Genomic DNA, 15,844 nt, shown 5'->3' on the forward strand with positions numbered 1-15,844 from the left:
GGCTGCGATCTTTTATGCAAACAATGCTTAATACGCATCCTGACGCGGCAACCGTTGGGACAGTTCGTCCAGCAGCTTTTGCTCGCGCTTGTCTTCCAGCGCCCTCGCCTCATCGGCGTAGCGTTGAACCAGTTTGCGCAAACCTTCGACCCGGGCGAATGCCTGTTGCCAGGTTTCCCGGGCCTTGTTCAGATTGTTCTGGTGCCAGGCCAGGCTTTGCCGCTGCTGGTCGATGGCCGTGCCCAGTTGCGCAAGGAATCCCTGATAGCCCAACAGCCATTGGCCCGACACGCCGCTGCTGCCGCGCACGATCCATTGTTCCTGATAATCGAGACGGAAGGCCTCAAGGTCGGCGAGTTTGCTTTCCGCCAAACGTACCTGACCCTGGAAATGCCCCAGACGCTGGACCGCGGTTTTCTCGGCCTTCTCGGCCATTTCCACCACGGGGGCCAGGCGCCCTGCACGACTCTGGGCCATGGCCGGTTAGCCGCCCGCCGCGGGCGCGAAGATCGAGGCGAGATACGCTTCGCTTTCGCCCAGGCTGATACTGTCGTTGAGGCCCTGGCGCAGGTATTTGACCAGCTGCGGTTGCAGCGAAATGGCCAGGTCGGTCTCGCGATCACCGCCGGCGACGTAAGCGCCAACGCTGATCAAGTCGCGACTTTGTTGATAGCGCGACCACAACTGCTTGAAATACTGCGCGCGGACCATGTGCTCCGGCGACACCACCGCCGGCATGACCCGACTGATCGATGCCTCGATGTCGATGGCCGGGTAATGACCTTCTTCGGCCAACCGCCGCGACAGCACAATGTGCCCGTCGAGCACGCCCCGCGCCGCGTCGGCAATCGGATCTTGCTGGTCATCGCCTTCAGACAGCACAGTGTAGAAAGCGGTGATCGAACCGCCGCCCTTCTCGGCATTACCAGCGCGCTCCACCAGCTTCGGCAACTTGGCGAACACCGATGGCGGATAACCCTTGGTCGCCGGCGGCTCGCCGATGGCCAAGGCGATTTCCCGCTGGGCCTGGGCGAATCGGGTCAGGGAGTCCATCAACAGCAGGACGTTCTTGCCCTTGTCGCGAAAATATTCAGCAATGCGCGTGCAGTACATGGCCGCGCGAAGACGCATCAGCGGCGCATCGTCCGCAGGGGACGCCACCACCACTGAACGCTTGAGCCCTTCTTCACCGAGAATGTGCTCGATGAATTCCTTAACCTCGCGACCCCGCTCGCCGATCAGCCCGACGACGATGATGTCGGCCTCGGTGAAACGGGTCATCATGCCCAGCAGCACCGACTTACCCACACCGGTACCGGCGAACAGGCCGAGCCGCTGGCCGCGACCGACCGTCAACAGACCGTTGATGCTGCGAATGCCCACGTCCAGCGGTTCGCTGATCGGCTCACGCTTGAGTGGGTTTATGGTCGGGCCGTCCATCGGCACCCAGTCCTCGGCCTTCATCCCACCCTTGCCATCCAGCGCACGACCAGCACCGTCAAGCACCCGTCCGAGCATGCTCATGCCCATCGGCAACCGGCCGGTGTCCGCCAGGGGAACGACGCGAGCGCCTGGCGCAATGCCGGCAACGCTGCCAACTGGCATCAGAAAGACTTTGCTACCAGAGAAACCCATGACTTCAGCTTCGACCTGCACCGGGTGATAGCTGTCGTCGTTGATGACCATGCAACGACTGCCCATGGCGGCGCGCAACCCTTCGGCTTCAAGCGTCAGGCCGACCATGCGCAGCAAACGGCCCTCGAGAATCGGCGCGCCCTCCAGTTCCGTGGCCTCGGCGTAACTGCCCAGGCGCTTGGCGAAACTGGTGCGATCAAGGCGCATCGAGAGCGTCCGGTTCTGGCGCAATCGAAGGTTTGGCTTCGATCGGCAACTCAAGGCTCAGGTCCGGCGCGGACGGGTGCAAAGCCTGCTCGTGCAACTGATCGAACAACTTGTCCATCACTCGCGCGACACGGGTTTCGACGGTGGCGTCGATCCGGCTGTGTTCGGTTTCGACCCGGCAACCGCCAGGCAATAATGCCTCGTCCTCGACGATTCGCCAGGTTTCCTCATGGCGCTCGCGCAGGGCTTTGACCTGCTCGAAATCCTGCGGATTGATGTACAGCCGCACATTGCCCACGCCCAGCGGCAAAAGCTTGAGGGCTTCGCGCATGACGTGTTCGATCTGCGTCGAGTCGATGGCCAGTTCGCGCTGAATCACCTGCTTGGTGATGTGCTGAACCAGGTCGACCAAGGACTTTTCAATCTGCGTGTCCTGCTCGGCGATGGGCTCGAACAGGTGCGTCATCAACTGTTCCAGACCGGCGATCTTGGCCGTCAGCGCCACGTCGGCTTCCTGACGAACCTTGAGCGTGGTGCTATGGAAGCCTTCTCGCTCACCGGTGGCGAAGCCTTCGTTGTAGGCTTCCTGGCGAATGCTTTCCAGCTCTTCGAGGGTCAGCGGCTGGACTTCGTCCAGCGGCACTTCTTCCATTTCCGGCGGTTCGGGTTCCGGCTCCGGTTCTGGCTCGGGTGCAGGCGGATCGAAGCTGGGCAGCGCCCAGATATCGAAACCACTGACATCCCTGGCCCGGATCAGGTCAGTGGGCGACTCATCATTCTTGGCCATGGTGTTAAATCATTTCCTCGCCGCCCTTGCCGCCGAGAACGATTTCTCCGGCTTCGGCCATACGGCGCGCGATGGTGAGGATTTCTTTCTGCGCGGTTTCCACGTCGCTGACGCGTACCGGGCCTTTGGCTTCGAGGTCGTCGCGCAGCAGTTCGGCCGCACGCTTGGACATGTTCTTGAAGATTTTCTCTTTGACGCCTTCGTCCGAGCCTTTGAGGGCCAACACCAATACGTCGGAAGACACTTCGCGCAGCAGCGCCTGGATGCCGCGATCGTCGACATCGGCCAGGTTGTTGAACACGAACATGAGGTCTTCGATCTGACCGGACAGGTCTTCGTCGACTTCGCGGATCGAGTCCATGAGCTGACCTTCGATGGAGCTATCGAGGAAGTTCATGATGTCGGCGGCGCGCTTGATACCACCCAAGGTGGTGCGCGAAGCATTCGAGTTGCCGGAGAACTGCTTCTCGAGAATCTGGTTGAGTTCTTTCAGGGCCGCTGGCTGCACAGTGTTCAGCGAGGAAACCCGCAGGATGATGTCCAGTCGTACCTTGTGGTCAAAGTTACCGAGCACTTCACCGGCCTGGTCCGGATCGAGATACGCCACTACGATCGCCTGGATCTGCGGGTGCTCGTAACGGATCACGTCGGCGACGGCGCGCGGTTCCATCCACTTCAGGCTGTCGAGGCCACTGGTGTTGCCGCCCAGCAGGATGCGGTCGATCAGGCCGTTGGCCTTGTCTTCGCCCAGGGCCTGGGTGAGCATTTTGCGCACGTAGTCGTCGGAGCCGACGCCCAGGCTGGTCTGGTCGCCGACGATATCGACGAACTCACTCATCACCTGCTCGACCTGCTCGCGATGCACGTTACCCATTTGCGCCATGGCCACACCCACACGCTGGACCTCTTTGGGCCCCATGTGGCGCAGCACTTGTGCGGCGTCGGTAGACCCCAGGGACAGCAGCAGGATTGCAGCTTTGTCAACCTTGGACAGTTTGGCGGCAACGGCTCTGTTATCACTCATCTGCGTTAATCCACTCTTTCACGACCTGAGCCACACGACCCGGGTCTTCTGCCACCAGACTCTTGATTGCATTCAACTGAGCGTCATAGCCTTCGCTCGGGCTCGGCAGCAGGATGCTTTGGGGACCGCCGAGGCTCACGCGGTCGTTGGCCAGTTCGCCATCCAGGCCGCCCATGCCACCCAACTCGACGTCGCTGCCGATGCCGGCCAGCTGCTTGCCTTTGCCGCCACCGGTGATGTTGTTGAGCACCGGACGCAGCACACCGAACACCAGCACCAGGATGAACAAGACGCCCAGCACTTGCTTGACGATGTCCCAGAACCAAGGCTGGGAGTAGAACGGAATATCGGCGATCACTTCACCGCGCTCGGCGGAGAACGGCATGTTGATCACGCTGACGCTGTCACCGCGGCTGGCATCGAAACCGACCGCGTCCTGTACCAGACGAGTGAAGCGCGCCAATTCATCGGCGCTCCATGGCGCGCGGGTCATTTCACCGTTGGCCGCGTTGATCTTGACCTGGTCATCCACCACGACCGACACCGACAGGCGATTCAATCGGCCCTGCTGTTGCTTGGTGTGGCTGATGGAACGATCGAGTTCGAAGTTCTTGGTGGATTGTTGACGCTTGTCCGCCGGGTACGGCGCCAGCATCGGCTGACCGGTGGCCGGGTCCATGATTTGCTGACCGTTGGCGTCCAGCAATGGCTGGCCCGGCTGCACCATGCCGGCCGACGCAGTGGCGCCACCCGTGGTTTGCGGCGCGGACGCCGGCGAAGGTGGCTGGTTGCTCAGGGCACCCGGCACACCTTGCGGGCCATTGCTGGCGGTACGCTGTTCGTTGACTGACTGCTCGCTGCGCAACGCCGGTTGATCCGGGTTGAACTGCTCGGAGGTCGATTCGACGGCGCTGAAATCGACATCGGCCGAGACTTCGGCTTTGTAGCGATCGTTGCCCAGCACCGGTTGCAAAATGTTGTGCACGCGCTGGGTGAGCATGCTTTCCATGCGGCGGCTGTAATCGAATTGCTTGCCGGCCATGGTCAGTTCGGAGTTTTCCGCCTGATCGGAGAGCAGGTTGCCCTTCTGGTCGACGACGGTGATCTGCGATTTGCTGAGTTCAGGAACACTGGTGGCGACCAGGTTGATGATTGCCACGACCTGACCCGGCTCCAGCGAGCGACCGGAATAAAGCTCTACCAGAACCGATGCACTTGGTTTGCGCTCGTCGCGCACGAACACCGAACTCTTCGGAATCGCCAGGTGCACGCGGGCGCCCTTGACGTTGTTCAGCGCGGAGATGGTCCGAGCCAGTTCGCCTTCAAGGCCACGACGGTAGCGGGTTGCTTCCATGAACTGGCTGGTGCCCAGGCCTTGCTCTTTATCAAGGATTTCAAAACCGATGTTGCCATCGCTGGGAGTGACACCAGCAGCCGCGAGCTTCAGTCGCGCACGGGAAAGGTCATCGGCCTTGACCAGCAAGGCTCCGGAATTGGGTTCAACGGTATAAGGGATATCGGCGGAAGCCAGGGTATCCATCACCTGTTTGGCGTCCATACCGGCAAGGCTGCCGTACAGAGGCCGGTAGTCCGGCTGCTGGGACCACAACACCACGGCAAAACCAATCGCCACGCTCGCAGCCAGGCCGACCAGCAGGCCCACCTGACGCAACATGGTCATCTCGGAAAGGTTTTCCAGGAAGGACAAGCCGAACAGCGGCGGTTTGCCGTCTATCGGTGTGGCCTTGGCCGGAACATTATCGGCGACTGCTTCTGCCATGACTCAATCTCGTCCTTAAACCGGCATCTGCATGATGTCTTGGTAAGCCTGAACCAGCTTGTTACGCACTTGGGTCAATGCTTGAAAAGACACACTGGCCTTTTGCGAAGAAACCATCACGTCCGTCAGGTCGACGCCGCTCTTGCCAATCTCGAAGGCATTGGCCAACTGACTGGAAGCCTGCTGGGTGTCGTTCACTTTATTGACGGCCTGACCGAGCATGTCGGAAAAGCTGCTGCCACTCATTTCAGGGACTGCGGCAGTCGACTTCGACGCAGACATGGCATCCATTTGCATGGAGCGCATGTCCAGCATCAACCGATTGAATTCAATACCTTGGCTCATGATCTGCTCTCATTGACGACCCGCAATTTTTTGACACTCACTCGGCGGGTAGTGAGGTGTTAGCAACAAGGGTGCCAGCTCCGTGGCCAGCCCCGAACAAAAGCCCATCCATAGCGCTCATTTCAATCTGCAGGAGCGAGCTTGCTCGCGATGGTCAGTAACGATGACGCAGGTCTTCCGGTTAAGCACGGCGCGCCCAAGCCCATCGCGAGCAAGCTCGCTACTACAAACTGGCATCAGGTGGCGAACAGATAAGCTTCCACGTCCATTCCGGCATCACGCATCTGTGCCAGCTTGTAACGCAAGGTGCGCGGACTGATGCCCAGACGCTCGGCAGCCTCTTTGCGACGACCGCGTTCGGTGCGCAAAGTGTCGATGATCAACTGGAACTCGCGGCGACGCAGGTCATCACCCAGCGCCCCGCCAGACTCTGTTTCAACGTCTACCGCCCGGACAAACGTCGGCACTGGCGCCAGGGTCGGCAATGGTGCGCAGGCGACCGGCCCGGCCAGACAGAAATCCTGAGGCTGAATCAAGCCACCCTGCTGCAGGATCAGCGCGCGCTGAATGGCGTTGTCCAGCTCACGCACATTGCCGGGCCACGAGTAACCGATCAGGCAGGCCTGCGCCTCGGGCGACATGCGCGCGGCGGCGTGTTTCATTTTATTGACGTGCTTGGTCAGCAGACGCTCAGCCAGCGGCAAAATGTCGGCGGTGCGTTCGCGCAACGGACGCCAGGCCAGCGGAAACACCGACAGGCGATAGTAAAGGTCTTCGCGAAACCGCCCTGCCGCCACTTCCCCGGCCAAGTCACGGTTAGTAGTCGCGACGACGCGAATATCCAGCGTGATCGGCTTGCGCGCACCTACGCGCTCCACCTCGCGCTCTTGCAGCACACGCAGCAATTTGGCTTGAAGACCGAGGGGCATTTCGGAAATTTCGTCGAGCAAGATAGTGCCGCCATCGGCCTGTTCGAACTTGCCCGCCTGCGCCGCAATGGCACCGGTGAACGAGCCTTTTTCGTGGCCGAACAACGTCGCCTCCAGCATGTTGTCCGGGATCGCCGCGCAGTTGATCGCAATGAACGGCTGGCTGGCACGATGGGAGTGCCGGTGAATGTAGCGTGCCAATACTTCCTTGCCCGTCCCGGACTCACCGGAGATCAGCACGGTGGAGTCACTGCGGGCGACCCGCGCCGCCAGTTCGAGCAGTTGCGCGCTGGCCGGCTCGAACGCGACCGGTCCTTCACTCTCGGATGCGCCAAGTGTGCCCAGGGCATGGCGAGCGACCAGATCGAGCAAAGCCTTGGGCTCGAACGGCTTGACCAGATAATCCGCCGCCCCCTGACGCATCGCATCGACCGCCCGCTCCACCGCACCGTGCGCCGTCATCAGCAACACCGGCAATTGCGGTTGACGCGCCCGCAGCAGGCCAAGCAATTGATGACCGTCCATGCCCGGCATGTTGACGTCACTGAGCACCAGATTGAATGCCTCGGCGCTGACGACAGCCAGCGCCTCTTCTGCCGAAGCAACGGCCTTGTAATCGTGCCCGGCGAGCAACAGCGTGTCAGCCAGCGCTTCACGCAATGCGCGGTCATCCTCGACCAGTAAAACCTTGATGCTCATGACCTTCACTCCGCTCCCTGAGCGCTGCTGAACAACGGCAAAATCACCTGCGCGCACGTTCCGCGACCAAGCCGCGAGCGCAACTGCAGTTCACCCTGATGGGCTCGCGCAACCGCCTTGACCACGGTCAGCCCGAGTCCGGTTCCAGTGGATTTGGTGGTAAAAAAAGGCTCGCCCAAACGCGCCAGCACGGCACTCTCGATGCCACTGCCGCTGTCGCTTACACACAGGTGCAAGCTGTTTTCACGCGTATACAGATGGACCTTCAAGCGAACGTTCGCGCCGCTGGCCTGAACAGCGTTTTCGATAAGATTGAGAATGGCCCCGACCAGTGTGTCGCGACTGCACAGCAATTCGCCGGCATGACTGTCGCACTGCCAACGGATCGGCAAGTCCTGCACGTGGGTCAGCGCGGCCGCTTGCAATGACTGCATCAGTTGCTTGGGAGTTACGCGATCGGTCAACGGCAACTCGCCGCGCGCAAACACCAGCATGTCGCGCACCTGATGCTCCAGCTCATGCAGGCGCTCCTTGAGGCGCCCGGCGAAACGTTGCTGAGTTTCGACCGGCAACGCTTGCTCGGTCAAATGACTGGCGTAGAGCAACGCGGCAGACAGCGGCGTACGAATCTGATGAGCCAGGGACGCGACCATCCGGCCCAGGGACGACAGACGTTCATGACGGGCCAATTGATCTTGCAGATGACGGGTTTCAGTCAGGTCGGTGAGCAGCACCAGTTGCCCGGGCTCAGCGTCCAGCGATCGCGTGGCAATCGACAGACGCCGACCGTCCTTGAGGGAAACTTCATGACCGTCATCATCGCGAGGTGCAAAGCAGCGGGCAATGACCTGTCGCCACAGCTCGCCTTCAAGGGGCAGACCGAGCAACTCGCACGCCGCCGGGTTGGCTTCGCGCACGATGCCCTGGGCGTCGATAACGATGACGCCACCGGGCAACAGGTCGAGAAGATTTTGCAGACGGTTGGCCAGACGTTCTTTTTCCGCCAGTTCCTGCATGCGCTGGGCGCTGACGACCGCCAACTCGCCCTTAAGCTCGGTGACCCGGGCTTCGAGCATGCTGTACGAGTCGGTCAACTGGCTCGACATCTGGTTGAACAGGGCAAACGCCTGCTCCAGGCCAAGCCGGCTCGCCTGCTCTACGGACGACGGTTGCCCCAGGGAGTCAGGGACAGGAGACATCTGGGCGGCTTGGGGCATCGTGCTCTCTCGCTTGGCTGACCGTCAGTGAAACGGAACGTTGCGAGGGACTTAGCAATACCCGTGCCTAAAAAAAACTACCTATAAATGAAGGACTTGAAAAACAGGCGTCAATCATCCGCCTGTTCATCACCATCACGACGACTCATGCCGTACTTGCGCATCTTTTCCACCAGTGTGGTGCGACGGATACGCAGCCGCTCAGCAGCTCGCGCAACAATGCCATTGGCATCATCCAGCGCCTGCTGAATCAGCCCTTGCTCCAGACCACCGAGGTAGTCCTTCAGGTCCAGGCCTTCCGGCGGCAACATGGCATTGGCCGTGAAATCCGGGGTATGACCGTTAATGGCCACCCGCTCTTCAAGGTCACTGCGCAGGCTGTCGACCAATTGCTCGTCTTCGTCGTCGACGTAGCGGAATTTCTTCGGCAACTCGACCACGCCGATTACACCGTACGGGTGCATGATCGCCATGCGCTCGACCAGATTCGCCAGCTCGCGAACATTGCCCGGCCAGCCATGACGGCACAGCGACATAATGGCTGCGGAATTGAAACGGATCGAGCCACGCTTCTCGTGCTCCATGCGCGAGATCAACTCGTTCATCAGCAGCGGAATGTCTTCGACACGCTCGCGCAGCGGCGCCATCTCGATCGGGAACACATTCAGGCGGTAGTACAGGTCTTCGCGGAAGGTGCCGATCTCGATCATGCTCTCGAGATTTTTGTGGGTCGCGGCAATGATGCGCACATCAACGCTCTGGGTCTTGTTGCTGCCCACGCGCTCGAAGGTACGCTCCTGCAATACCCGCAACAGCTTGACCTGCATCGGCAACGGCATGTCGCCGATTTCGTCGAGGAACAGGGTGCCGCCATTGGCCAGTTCGAAACGGCCGGCACGGCTGGTGATAGCGCCGGTAAAGGCACCCTTCTCGTGGCCGAACAGTTCGCTTTCCAGCAGCTCTGCGGGAATCGCCCCGCAGTTGACTGGCACGAACGGCGCTTCACGGCGCTTGGAGTGGTAATGCAGGTTGCGCGCAACCACTTCCTTGCCGGTCCCGGACTCACCGAGGATCAGCACGCTGGCATCGGTGTCCGCGACTTGCTGCATCATCTGGCGGACGTGCTGAATCGCCCGGCTGGTGCCGACAAGACTGCGGAAAAGATTGGGTTCGCGATGACGGCCGCGCTCGCGGGCCTGGTCGTACATCTCGCGATAGACCTGGGCACGGTGCAGGGAGTCGAGCAGTTTGCTGTAGCTGGGCGGCATCTCGAGGGTCGAAAGCACTCGGCGACGCTGGTCTTCCGGCAGGTCAATGGAAGAATTATCGCCCATTAGCAAAACCGGAAGGAACTCATCCCAGGTGGAGAGTGTCTTTAACAGGCCCAAAAGTGCGCCAGGAGCATTGACCGTCCCGATGAGGACACAGATTACTTCACGACTAGATGCCAATGAACCGACAGCCTGCTGCCAGTCGTGGCTACCGCAGGGTAAATTTTCTTCACCGAGAAAATTTAAAATCACCGCCAAATCGCGGCGACGGACGCTATCGTCATCTATCAGCAGAATTTTGGTTTCACGCCACATGCAATAGCAACTTCCCTAGTCAACTCAATGCCCAAAATGCTGGGGCAAGCTAGACGCTTGCAGGCACGTTATGCCTGAAGACGACTGAAATCTGGAACCAGCCACTAGTTAAGTCAAAAAACCGTGCACAGTCAAATTTATGGCGCACATGTCTGGATTAACCGGGGATTAATTAACCAAACAGATGGTAAACCTTTGCCGCGTTTTGTGCTTGATGGATCTGCGACATCTCGTCGACTATCGCTTGTCTCTCACCCATCGCCACCTCAAGTAGCTGCTTGTAGACATACAGCAACTCCTCAAGATTGGTGCGAAGAACCGCCTCGTCCAGCGAAGCCTCACTCAAGACGTCTTCCATGCAGGAACGGCAATCCAGGTCCAATTGACCGATAGCCTCCCAGTTGCGCTCGGCCAGGGCATCGACCAGCGCTTCGCGAGTTTGTTCTATTCGCTGCAATACAAGACTCATGGTGATCTCCTTAGAACTGCGGACCTGGCGTAGCAATACCGTCCCAGCCTTCTTTCACCGTGCGCAGCAAGCCGGCAACCTCGTCGAGAATCTTCGGGTCGCTGCTGATGTTCGCTTCAGCGAGACGTTTCATCATGTAAATGTAAAGACGGTCGAGTTCGCCAACTGCATCGGCGCAGTTTTCAAGATCCAGGCCTTCACGCAAGCCACCGACGATGCCGATGGCCTTGCTGATTGAAACGCACTTGCCAGGAATATCCTTGCGCTGCATGGCACCTTTAGCCTGGGCAATACGATCCAGACCACCCTCCATGAGCATTTGCACCAAACGATGCGGACTCGCTTCGGACGTCTGGGCGTGTGCGCCCACTTTCTGATATTGCCGAAGGGCTAACATTGGATTCATGTTCTACCTCATTACCACAATGACTCGTATAACCAGTGTATCGTCTGCGAGCCAGGAAACTTTAGATCAAAAGACAAAAACCCGGCGCACGCCAGAATGCGTAGCCGGGTTTTTGTCGTTAGCCCATGACTAGCTGTTTGCTTTCTGCGCGTTCAGGGAAGTGAAGAACGAGGTGATGCTGCTCGCCGTCGCTTTCATTTGCCCGACCAGCAGGTCCATGGCGTTGTATTTAGCGGTCAATGTCGCAGTCATGTTAGTGACACGCAAGTTCAATGCGGTCTGCTGATCCGAGAGGTTCTTGCTCAAGTTCTGCAGATTGGAGTTGCGCTGATCAAGCAAACCGCCCGTCTGCACATAAGGCGTAATCGCCTTGCCCATGCGCGCCAGCAAACCATTGGTTGCATCAGTGCCATTGAACAACTGCTGCACCTGCCCACTCGTACCGCCGCTGGCCATCGTCTTGCCGAACGCAACGGTGTCAAACGCCAGATTGCCAGTGTTCCGGTCGGTCATCACACCCAGTTGGGACAGCACGGCTAATGGACCACCCGCTCCAGGAGCGGTCAGCACGCCCCGAATATCGGAAATCAACGCGCGTGGCATCGAGTCACCGGTAAACGCCGCTGAAACCGTGAGCTTGCCATCGGCATCCTGTGTCGCCTTTGACAGGGAATTGATGGTTTTCATGAGGGTGTTGTAGGAATCAACGAAGGACTGGATCGACGTTTGCAAACCGGTGGTATTGGTCGCAACGGTGACTGTGGCCGCAGCCGGCGGAGTACCAGGGCTCACAGAAACCAGGTTCAGGGTCAAACCACTCACTGCACCGGTAACCGTGTTGCTCTTGCTGGTGACTGCAAGACCATCAATCGTCAGTTTTGCATCCGTGGCAACCCCATTGACAGCCCCTGAACTGGAAGCCGAGGGGTTAGCACCCATCGGTTGAGTACCGTCGATTGCAAGGCCGGCAATGCCGCTGACCTTAAGGTCTGAACCCGAACCAGTATTTGTAGAGCTGATCACCAGACGCGACGCACCGCTGCTGTCGGTCACGATGTTGGCGGAAATACCGTTGCTCGCCTGCGCGGAGTTGATCGCATCCCGAGTGCTTTGCAAGGTCGCATTGGCTGGAATCGTGACATTGTAATCAGTGCCATTCTGACTGATTTTCAGAGTACCACTCGGAATGGCACTGGCAGCACCGCCGGCAAAAGAAGCACTGGCTACTTTCGAGCTTGTGGCCAGATTCTGCACGACAACACTGTAGGTACCGGCAACTGCGGTGTTATCCGAAGTCACACCGAGGATCGACGGAGTACCCGACGTTGCCGTAAAACCCGCAAACGCAGGATTAGTCTTGCTGCCCAGGTTGGTCAACGCCGTTTGAAAGGCCGTCAGCGCACTCTTCAATGAACCGACACCGGAAATCTTCAGCGTGTTGGTTTTAGTCTGGGTATCGATCTGCGTCTGTTTGGCCGACTTGTCGGCGTTGACCAGCGCCGTGACGATTGCACCGATGTCCAGGCCAGAACCCAGGCCAGAACCCGGTAAAATTGGACTTGCCATGTTGCGTCTCCCTTCAGGTTACTGCCAGTCTTTTGGCCTTTACCAGCTTCCAAAGAACGTACAAACACTATTCATGCCAGCTATCAGACTTTGGCATCGAACAATACGTGGCTCGCATTGCTCAGACTCTCTGCCAGCTTAAGAGCCTCTGCGGAGGGGATCTGTCGCACGACTTCGCCCGTTTCACTCGCAATCACCTTGACGATGACTTTTCCGGATTGCTCGTCTATCGAGAACTCCAGATTGCGCTTGATCGATTGCACAAACTTCTCGATCTGCTGCACTGCCTGCTTGAGCCTGGTGTCATCCGAGTCCCGGCTTTTTTCCGCCACCGCAGTCACACTGGCAGCTTTAGGCGCCTCTACCGGCTTATCCGAAACGACACTCGCCGGCTGGGAAGCCGGATAAGACACGCCAAGCTTTACGCTCATATCCATGCCCGTCACCTCTTAACGTAAAAAGCGAGAGAGCGTGACCAGCACACTCCCCCGCTTAAACTCATTCCGAAATTACTGAAGCAGTTTCAGTACAGCGGAAGGCAGTTGGTTGGCCTGAGCCAGAACCGAGGTAGAAGCCTGTTGCAGGGTTTGCTGCTTGGTCAGGTTAGCGGTTTCTGCGGCGAAGTCGGTGTCTTGTACACGACCTTGTGCTGCAGTGGTGTTTTCCACGATGTTCTGCAGGTTGGAGATGGTGCTGGTCAGACGGTTTTGCGAAGCACCCAGGTTTGCGCGGGTGGCGTTGATGCTCGCAATTGCAGCGTCGATCGCGGTGATCGCGTTGTCGATGTTCGCGGACAGAGTGGCGGAGGTAGCACCAGTCAGAACGATAGCACCTGCGCCACCGCTAGCTACCGACAGGCTGACGGCGTCGAACTTGGAGCTCAGTACCAGGTCGATGCGGTTGGCCGAGCCAGTGTTGGCGCCGACTTGCAGTTGCACGGTGCCAGCCGAACCATCCAGCAGGTTTTTGCCGTTCAGGTTGGTGGAAGCAGCGATACGGGTCAATTCGTCAGACATCTGACCGAATTCGGAGTTGGTAGCGGTCTGGTCAGCAGTACCGTTGGTGCCGTTACGTGCTTTAACAGCCAGTTCACGCATACGTTGCAGAATGTCGGTCGATGCTTGCAGAGCGCCTTCAGCGGTCTGGGCAACGGAGATACCGTCGTTGGCGTTCTGGATTGCCTGAGTACCACCACGGATCTGCGAAGTCATGCGAGTTGCGATCTGCAGGCCAGCGGCGTCGTCTTTGGCGCTGTTAATTTTCAGGCCGGAAGACAGGCGCTGCATCGAGGTCGAAAGCGCATCGGAAGCACGGTTCAGGTTTTTCTGAACGTTCAGCGACGTGGTGTTGGTGTTTACTGTTAAAGCCATGACGAATTCCTCGTTGGTTGGGTACTGCGGCTTCCGGCCCTGGCAACCGCCGGGTATGGCCTAGAGAACCTTCGTAATAGTTATCGTCGGGTTGGCAGGTTGCTTGAGGGTTTTTTAAAAAAAAATTGCCATCACCCTGCCACCCCCGAGAAAACAGGGGCTTAGCGCCCCTCAACCGCAAAAAAATGACGCCATAAAACCATCCACGACGCAAACCCGCGCGCCAGTGCGGCCGACCGACCTCAGGCCGGAACACTTTCCAGCAGTTCTACCAACTCGTACTCCAGGAAATCGGCAAGCCCCAACCAATCCTGGCGCTCCTGACAGGCCAGCATTTTGGTCAACACGCATGTCCACGCCTGTTGAACATCCTGAGAGGCGGACAACACCAACGTCTGCGCCTCATCGAACACATCGACCATGGTCAACGCAGCCTCGACATCACGCCCCAGTCGGAACAATCCGGCGCACTGACGGCATCCATTGATACATTTCAACCTGGCATTCATTGCACGAACTCCGTGTTGAACTGTGTCCCGGCAATCATCGCCCCCGCACGGCTGCTGTTTAAGAAACTCACTTGCGGGTGCCTGGCGATAAAACGTTCAAGTACACACAGGTAGCCGCGAAAATTCAGCTGTGTCCTGACTCGCTCACCCTGCCCATCCAATACCCAGTACCGTGCCTGGCTGACCGCTGGCCCAAGGTCGCCGTCATTCCAGCCGGTATGGGTCTTGTTCATCGGAAAGGCAAAATCAGCGCCGAACAACGTAATGCGCGCAGCACCCATTTTCACCGCCAGGTCCACCGCCGGGTGGATCACGCTGCCTCCCACATGCAATTGAGCCCTTGCGTGCTGCTGGCGCAATTGCGCGTAAATCGGGCTGGCGGAATAACTGCCATAACGCTTGCCCCTCCAGGCCCTCAACATCTGCGGATCGCTCAGGGGCATGTACACCAGCGGGATGTCGTCGGATTCTTCGAACGGTAAATGCAGAACACTGATGCGCTGGTCGATGCTCACCACCAGATCCGGTTTGATCCCGTTCTCGCGCAAGGGTCGATACGCCGTGTCGACGCAAATGAACAGGGGCCGTACGGCCTGCCCGCGTATCGCTGCCAACCGCTTGAAATGCCCTTCGAGACTCGGCCCGGTGCCGATCACGTAGATTTCCCGATCGGCACAGGTGCCAAACAATTGCGCCACATCGTCGTCGGCGAGTAACACCTCAAGGCAATCCTTCAAGCGTTGCTGAATGACCGGTGACTGCGGATCGAACTCGCGGTTGTTGAAGCTCAAATGCACTTCGCTGACCAGCCGATCACGAATTTTCGCATTGAAGTCATCCGCCAGCAGCAGCTCGGCCGGCAACGCAAAAAATGGCGTGAAAATGTCTGGCAGATCGCCGGCAAACAGAAGTTCCACACGCGCCGATTCAAGCCAATCCCGATGATCAAGCAGCTGCAGCACCAGCTTGAACAGCGCGCTATTGAGGACGTGTACATACAACGTCTCAAGCCCGGGGCGCTCCATTAAAACCCGAGGCAGATCCCCAAGGCCTGTGCCGTAGACGTGCAGCCGTGGTTTGTCGAGCGGCAGACTGGCCGCCTGCACCCTGGCTTCGCGAAGGCGATCATGTCGGCTGGTGAGCTGAATGCCGTCCACACTTAACGTCGAGTCTCGACCTTTCAGCAGCTCGACCTGGACCGCACCGTCTTGCGTCAACAATCGCGCATACAACGCCGGCCAGCGCCGCTGTATGACCTGAGCATTGTCTTCAAACCATTCGCTCATGCAGCCTCGCATTCCCTTCCAAGCAAAAA

General features: G+C 58.8%; 16 protein-coding genes. All 16 read right to left on the reverse strand.

The genetic code is table 11. The features are described from left to right. Positions 1-27: 27 nt before the first annotated feature. Positions 28-477, reverse strand: a complete 450-nt coding sequence (gene fliJ / locus KUF73_RS12265) for a flagellar export protein FliJ (RefSeq protein WP_218438306.1) — start codon at positions 475-477, stop codon at positions 28-30. 6 nt (positions 478-483) lie between these two features. Further along, the gene (gene fliI / locus KUF73_RS12270; protein ID WP_218438307.1) at positions 484-1,842 is read right to left on the reverse strand and encodes a flagellar protein export ATPase FliI; all 1,359 of its coding nucleotides are present in this window, start codon (positions 1,840-1,842) and stop codon (positions 484-486) included. Further along, a complete protein-coding gene (gene fliH / locus KUF73_RS12275; RefSeq protein ID WP_218438308.1) occupies positions 1,832-2,629 on the reverse strand; it encodes a flagellar assembly protein FliH in 798 nt (265 codons plus the stop codon). The genes fliI and fliH overlap by 11 nt, the downstream gene beginning before the upstream one ends. A 4-nt stretch (positions 2,630-2,633) precedes the next feature. After that, positions 2,634-3,653, reverse strand: a complete 1,020-nt coding sequence (gene fliG / locus KUF73_RS12280; protein WP_007983391.1) for a flagellar motor switch protein FliG — start codon at positions 3,651-3,653, stop codon at positions 2,634-2,636. After that, positions 3,646-5,433: a flagellar basal-body MS-ring/collar protein FliF gene (gene fliF, locus KUF73_RS12285; protein WP_218438309.1), complete on the reverse strand. Its 1,788-nt coding sequence runs from the start codon at positions 5,431-5,433 to the stop codon at positions 3,646-3,648. The genes fliG and fliF overlap by 8 nt, the downstream gene beginning before the upstream one ends. Positions 5,434-5,448: 15 nt before the next feature. Continuing rightward, positions 5,449-5,778 carry a flagellar hook-basal body complex protein FliE gene (fliE, locus tag KUF73_RS12290; RefSeq protein WP_218438310.1) on the reverse strand — a complete coding sequence of 110 codons (330 nt, stop codon included), beginning with the start codon at positions 5,776-5,778 and terminating at the stop codon, positions 5,449-5,451. A 236-nt stretch (positions 5,779-6,014) separates the two neighbouring features. Further along, positions 6,015-7,406: a sigma-54 dependent transcriptional regulator gene (locus KUF73_RS12295; protein ID WP_218438311.1), complete on the reverse strand. Its 1,392-nt coding sequence runs from the start codon at positions 7,404-7,406 to the stop codon at positions 6,015-6,017. Positions 7,407-7,411: 5 nt separating this feature from the next. Then, complete coding sequence (locus KUF73_RS12300; protein WP_218438548.1) at positions 7,412-8,605, reverse strand: PAS domain-containing sensor histidine kinase; 1,194 nt, start codon at positions 8,603-8,605, stop codon at positions 7,412-7,414. Between the two features lie 128 nt (positions 8,606-8,733). Continuing rightward, positions 8,734-10,209 (reverse strand): sigma-54 dependent transcriptional regulator, encoded by a 1,476-nt coding sequence (locus KUF73_RS12305; protein ID WP_218438312.1) that lies wholly within the window; start codon positions 10,207-10,209, stop codon positions 8,734-8,736. A gap of 172 nt (positions 10,210-10,381) precedes the next feature. Further along, a complete protein-coding gene (locus KUF73_RS12310) occupies positions 10,382-10,678 on the reverse strand; it encodes a flagellar protein FliT (protein WP_218438313.1) in 297 nt (98 codons plus the stop codon). Between the two features lie 10 nt (positions 10,679-10,688). Then, complete coding sequence (gene fliS, locus KUF73_RS12315) at positions 10,689-11,084, reverse strand: flagellar export chaperone FliS (RefSeq protein ID WP_218438314.1); 396 nt, start codon at positions 11,082-11,084, stop codon at positions 10,689-10,691. A gap of 129 nt (positions 11,085-11,213) precedes the next feature. After that, a complete protein-coding gene (gene fliD / locus KUF73_RS12320) occupies positions 11,214-12,650 on the reverse strand; it encodes a flagellar filament capping protein FliD (RefSeq protein WP_218438315.1) in 1,437 nt (478 codons plus the stop codon). Positions 12,651-12,733: 83 nt separating this feature from the next. Beyond that, complete coding sequence (locus KUF73_RS12325; RefSeq protein WP_218438316.1) at positions 12,734-13,087, reverse strand: flagellar protein FlaG; 354 nt, start codon at positions 13,085-13,087, stop codon at positions 12,734-12,736. Between the two features lie 72 nt (positions 13,088-13,159). Then, positions 13,160-14,020, reverse strand: coding sequence for a flagellin domain-containing protein (locus tag KUF73_RS12330; RefSeq protein WP_218438317.1), 861 nt, complete (start codon positions 14,018-14,020; stop codon positions 13,160-13,162). A 242-nt stretch (positions 14,021-14,262) separates the two neighbouring features. Next, a complete protein-coding gene (locus tag KUF73_RS12335) occupies positions 14,263-14,529 on the reverse strand; it encodes a hypothetical protein (protein WP_218438318.1) in 267 nt (88 codons plus the stop codon). Further along, on the reverse strand, positions 14,526-15,815 hold the full coding sequence (locus tag KUF73_RS12340; RefSeq protein ID WP_218438319.1) for a motility associated factor glycosyltransferase family protein: 1,290 nt from the start codon (positions 15,813-15,815) through the stop codon (positions 14,526-14,528). Before KUF73_RS12340 ends, KUF73_RS12335 begins: the two co-directional genes overlap by 4 nt. Between the last annotated feature and the right edge of the window lie 29 nt (positions 15,816-15,844).

This window comes from Pseudomonas sp. PD9R (assembly GCF_019200975.1).
GTDB lineage: Bacteria > Pseudomonadota > Gammaproteobacteria > Pseudomonadales > Pseudomonadaceae > Aquipseudomonas.

Excerpts from the sequence above, each read along its gene's own strand:
- fliD (WP_218438315.1), bottom strand. The coding sequence starts at position 12,650 with ATGGCAAGTCCAATTTTACCGGGTTCTGGCCTGGGTTCTGGCCTGGAC.
- KUF73_RS12310 (WP_218438313.1), bottom strand. The coding sequence starts at position 10,678 with ATGAGTCTTGTATTGCAGCGAATAGAACAAACTCGCGAAGCGCTGGTC.
- KUF73_RS12335 (WP_218438318.1), bottom strand. The coding sequence starts at position 14,529 with ATGAATGCCAGGTTGAAATGTATCAATGGATGCCGTCAGTGCGCCGGA.
- fliH (WP_218438308.1), bottom strand. The coding sequence starts at position 2,629 with ATGGCCAAGAATGATGAGTCGCCCACTGACCTGATCCGGGCCAGGGAT.
- KUF73_RS12325 (WP_218438316.1), bottom strand. The coding sequence starts at position 13,087 with ATGGATATGAGCGTAAAGCTTGGCGTGTCTTATCCGGCTTCCCAGCCG.
- KUF73_RS12330 (WP_218438317.1), bottom strand. The coding sequence starts at position 14,020 with ATGGCTTTAACAGTAAACACCAACACCACGTCGCTGAACGTTCAGAAA.
- KUF73_RS12295 (WP_218438311.1), bottom strand. The coding sequence starts at position 7,406 with ATGAGCATCAAGGTTTTACTGGTCGAGGATGACCGCGCATTGCGTGAA.
- fliJ (WP_218438306.1), bottom strand. The coding sequence starts at position 477 with ATGGCCCAGAGTCGTGCAGGGCGCCTGGCCCCCGTGGTGGAAATGGCC.
- fliS (WP_218438314.1), bottom strand. The coding sequence starts at position 11,084 with ATGAATCCAATGTTAGCCCTTCGGCAATATCAGAAAGTGGGCGCACAC.
- fliF (WP_218438309.1), bottom strand. The coding sequence starts at position 5,433 with ATGGCAGAAGCAGTCGCCGATAATGTTCCGGCCAAGGCCACACCGATA.
- fliE (WP_218438310.1), bottom strand. The coding sequence starts at position 5,778 with ATGAGCCAAGGTATTGAATTCAATCGGTTGATGCTGGACATGCGCTCC.
- KUF73_RS12305 (WP_218438312.1), bottom strand. The coding sequence starts at position 10,209 with ATGTGGCGTGAAACCAAAATTCTGCTGATAGATGACGATAGCGTCCGT.
- KUF73_RS12340 (WP_218438319.1), bottom strand. The coding sequence starts at position 15,815 with ATGAGCGAATGGTTTGAAGACAATGCTCAGGTCATACAGCGGCGCTGG.
- fliI (WP_218438307.1), bottom strand. The coding sequence starts at position 1,842 with ATGCGCCTTGATCGCACCAGTTTCGCCAAGCGCCTGGGCAGTTACGCC.
- fliG (WP_007983391.1), bottom strand. The coding sequence starts at position 3,653 with ATGAGTGATAACAGAGCCGTTGCCGCCAAACTGTCCAAGGTTGACAAA.
- KUF73_RS12300 (WP_218438548.1), bottom strand. The coding sequence starts at position 8,605 with ATGTCTCCTGTCCCTGACTCCCTGGGGCAACCGTCGTCCGTAGAGCAG.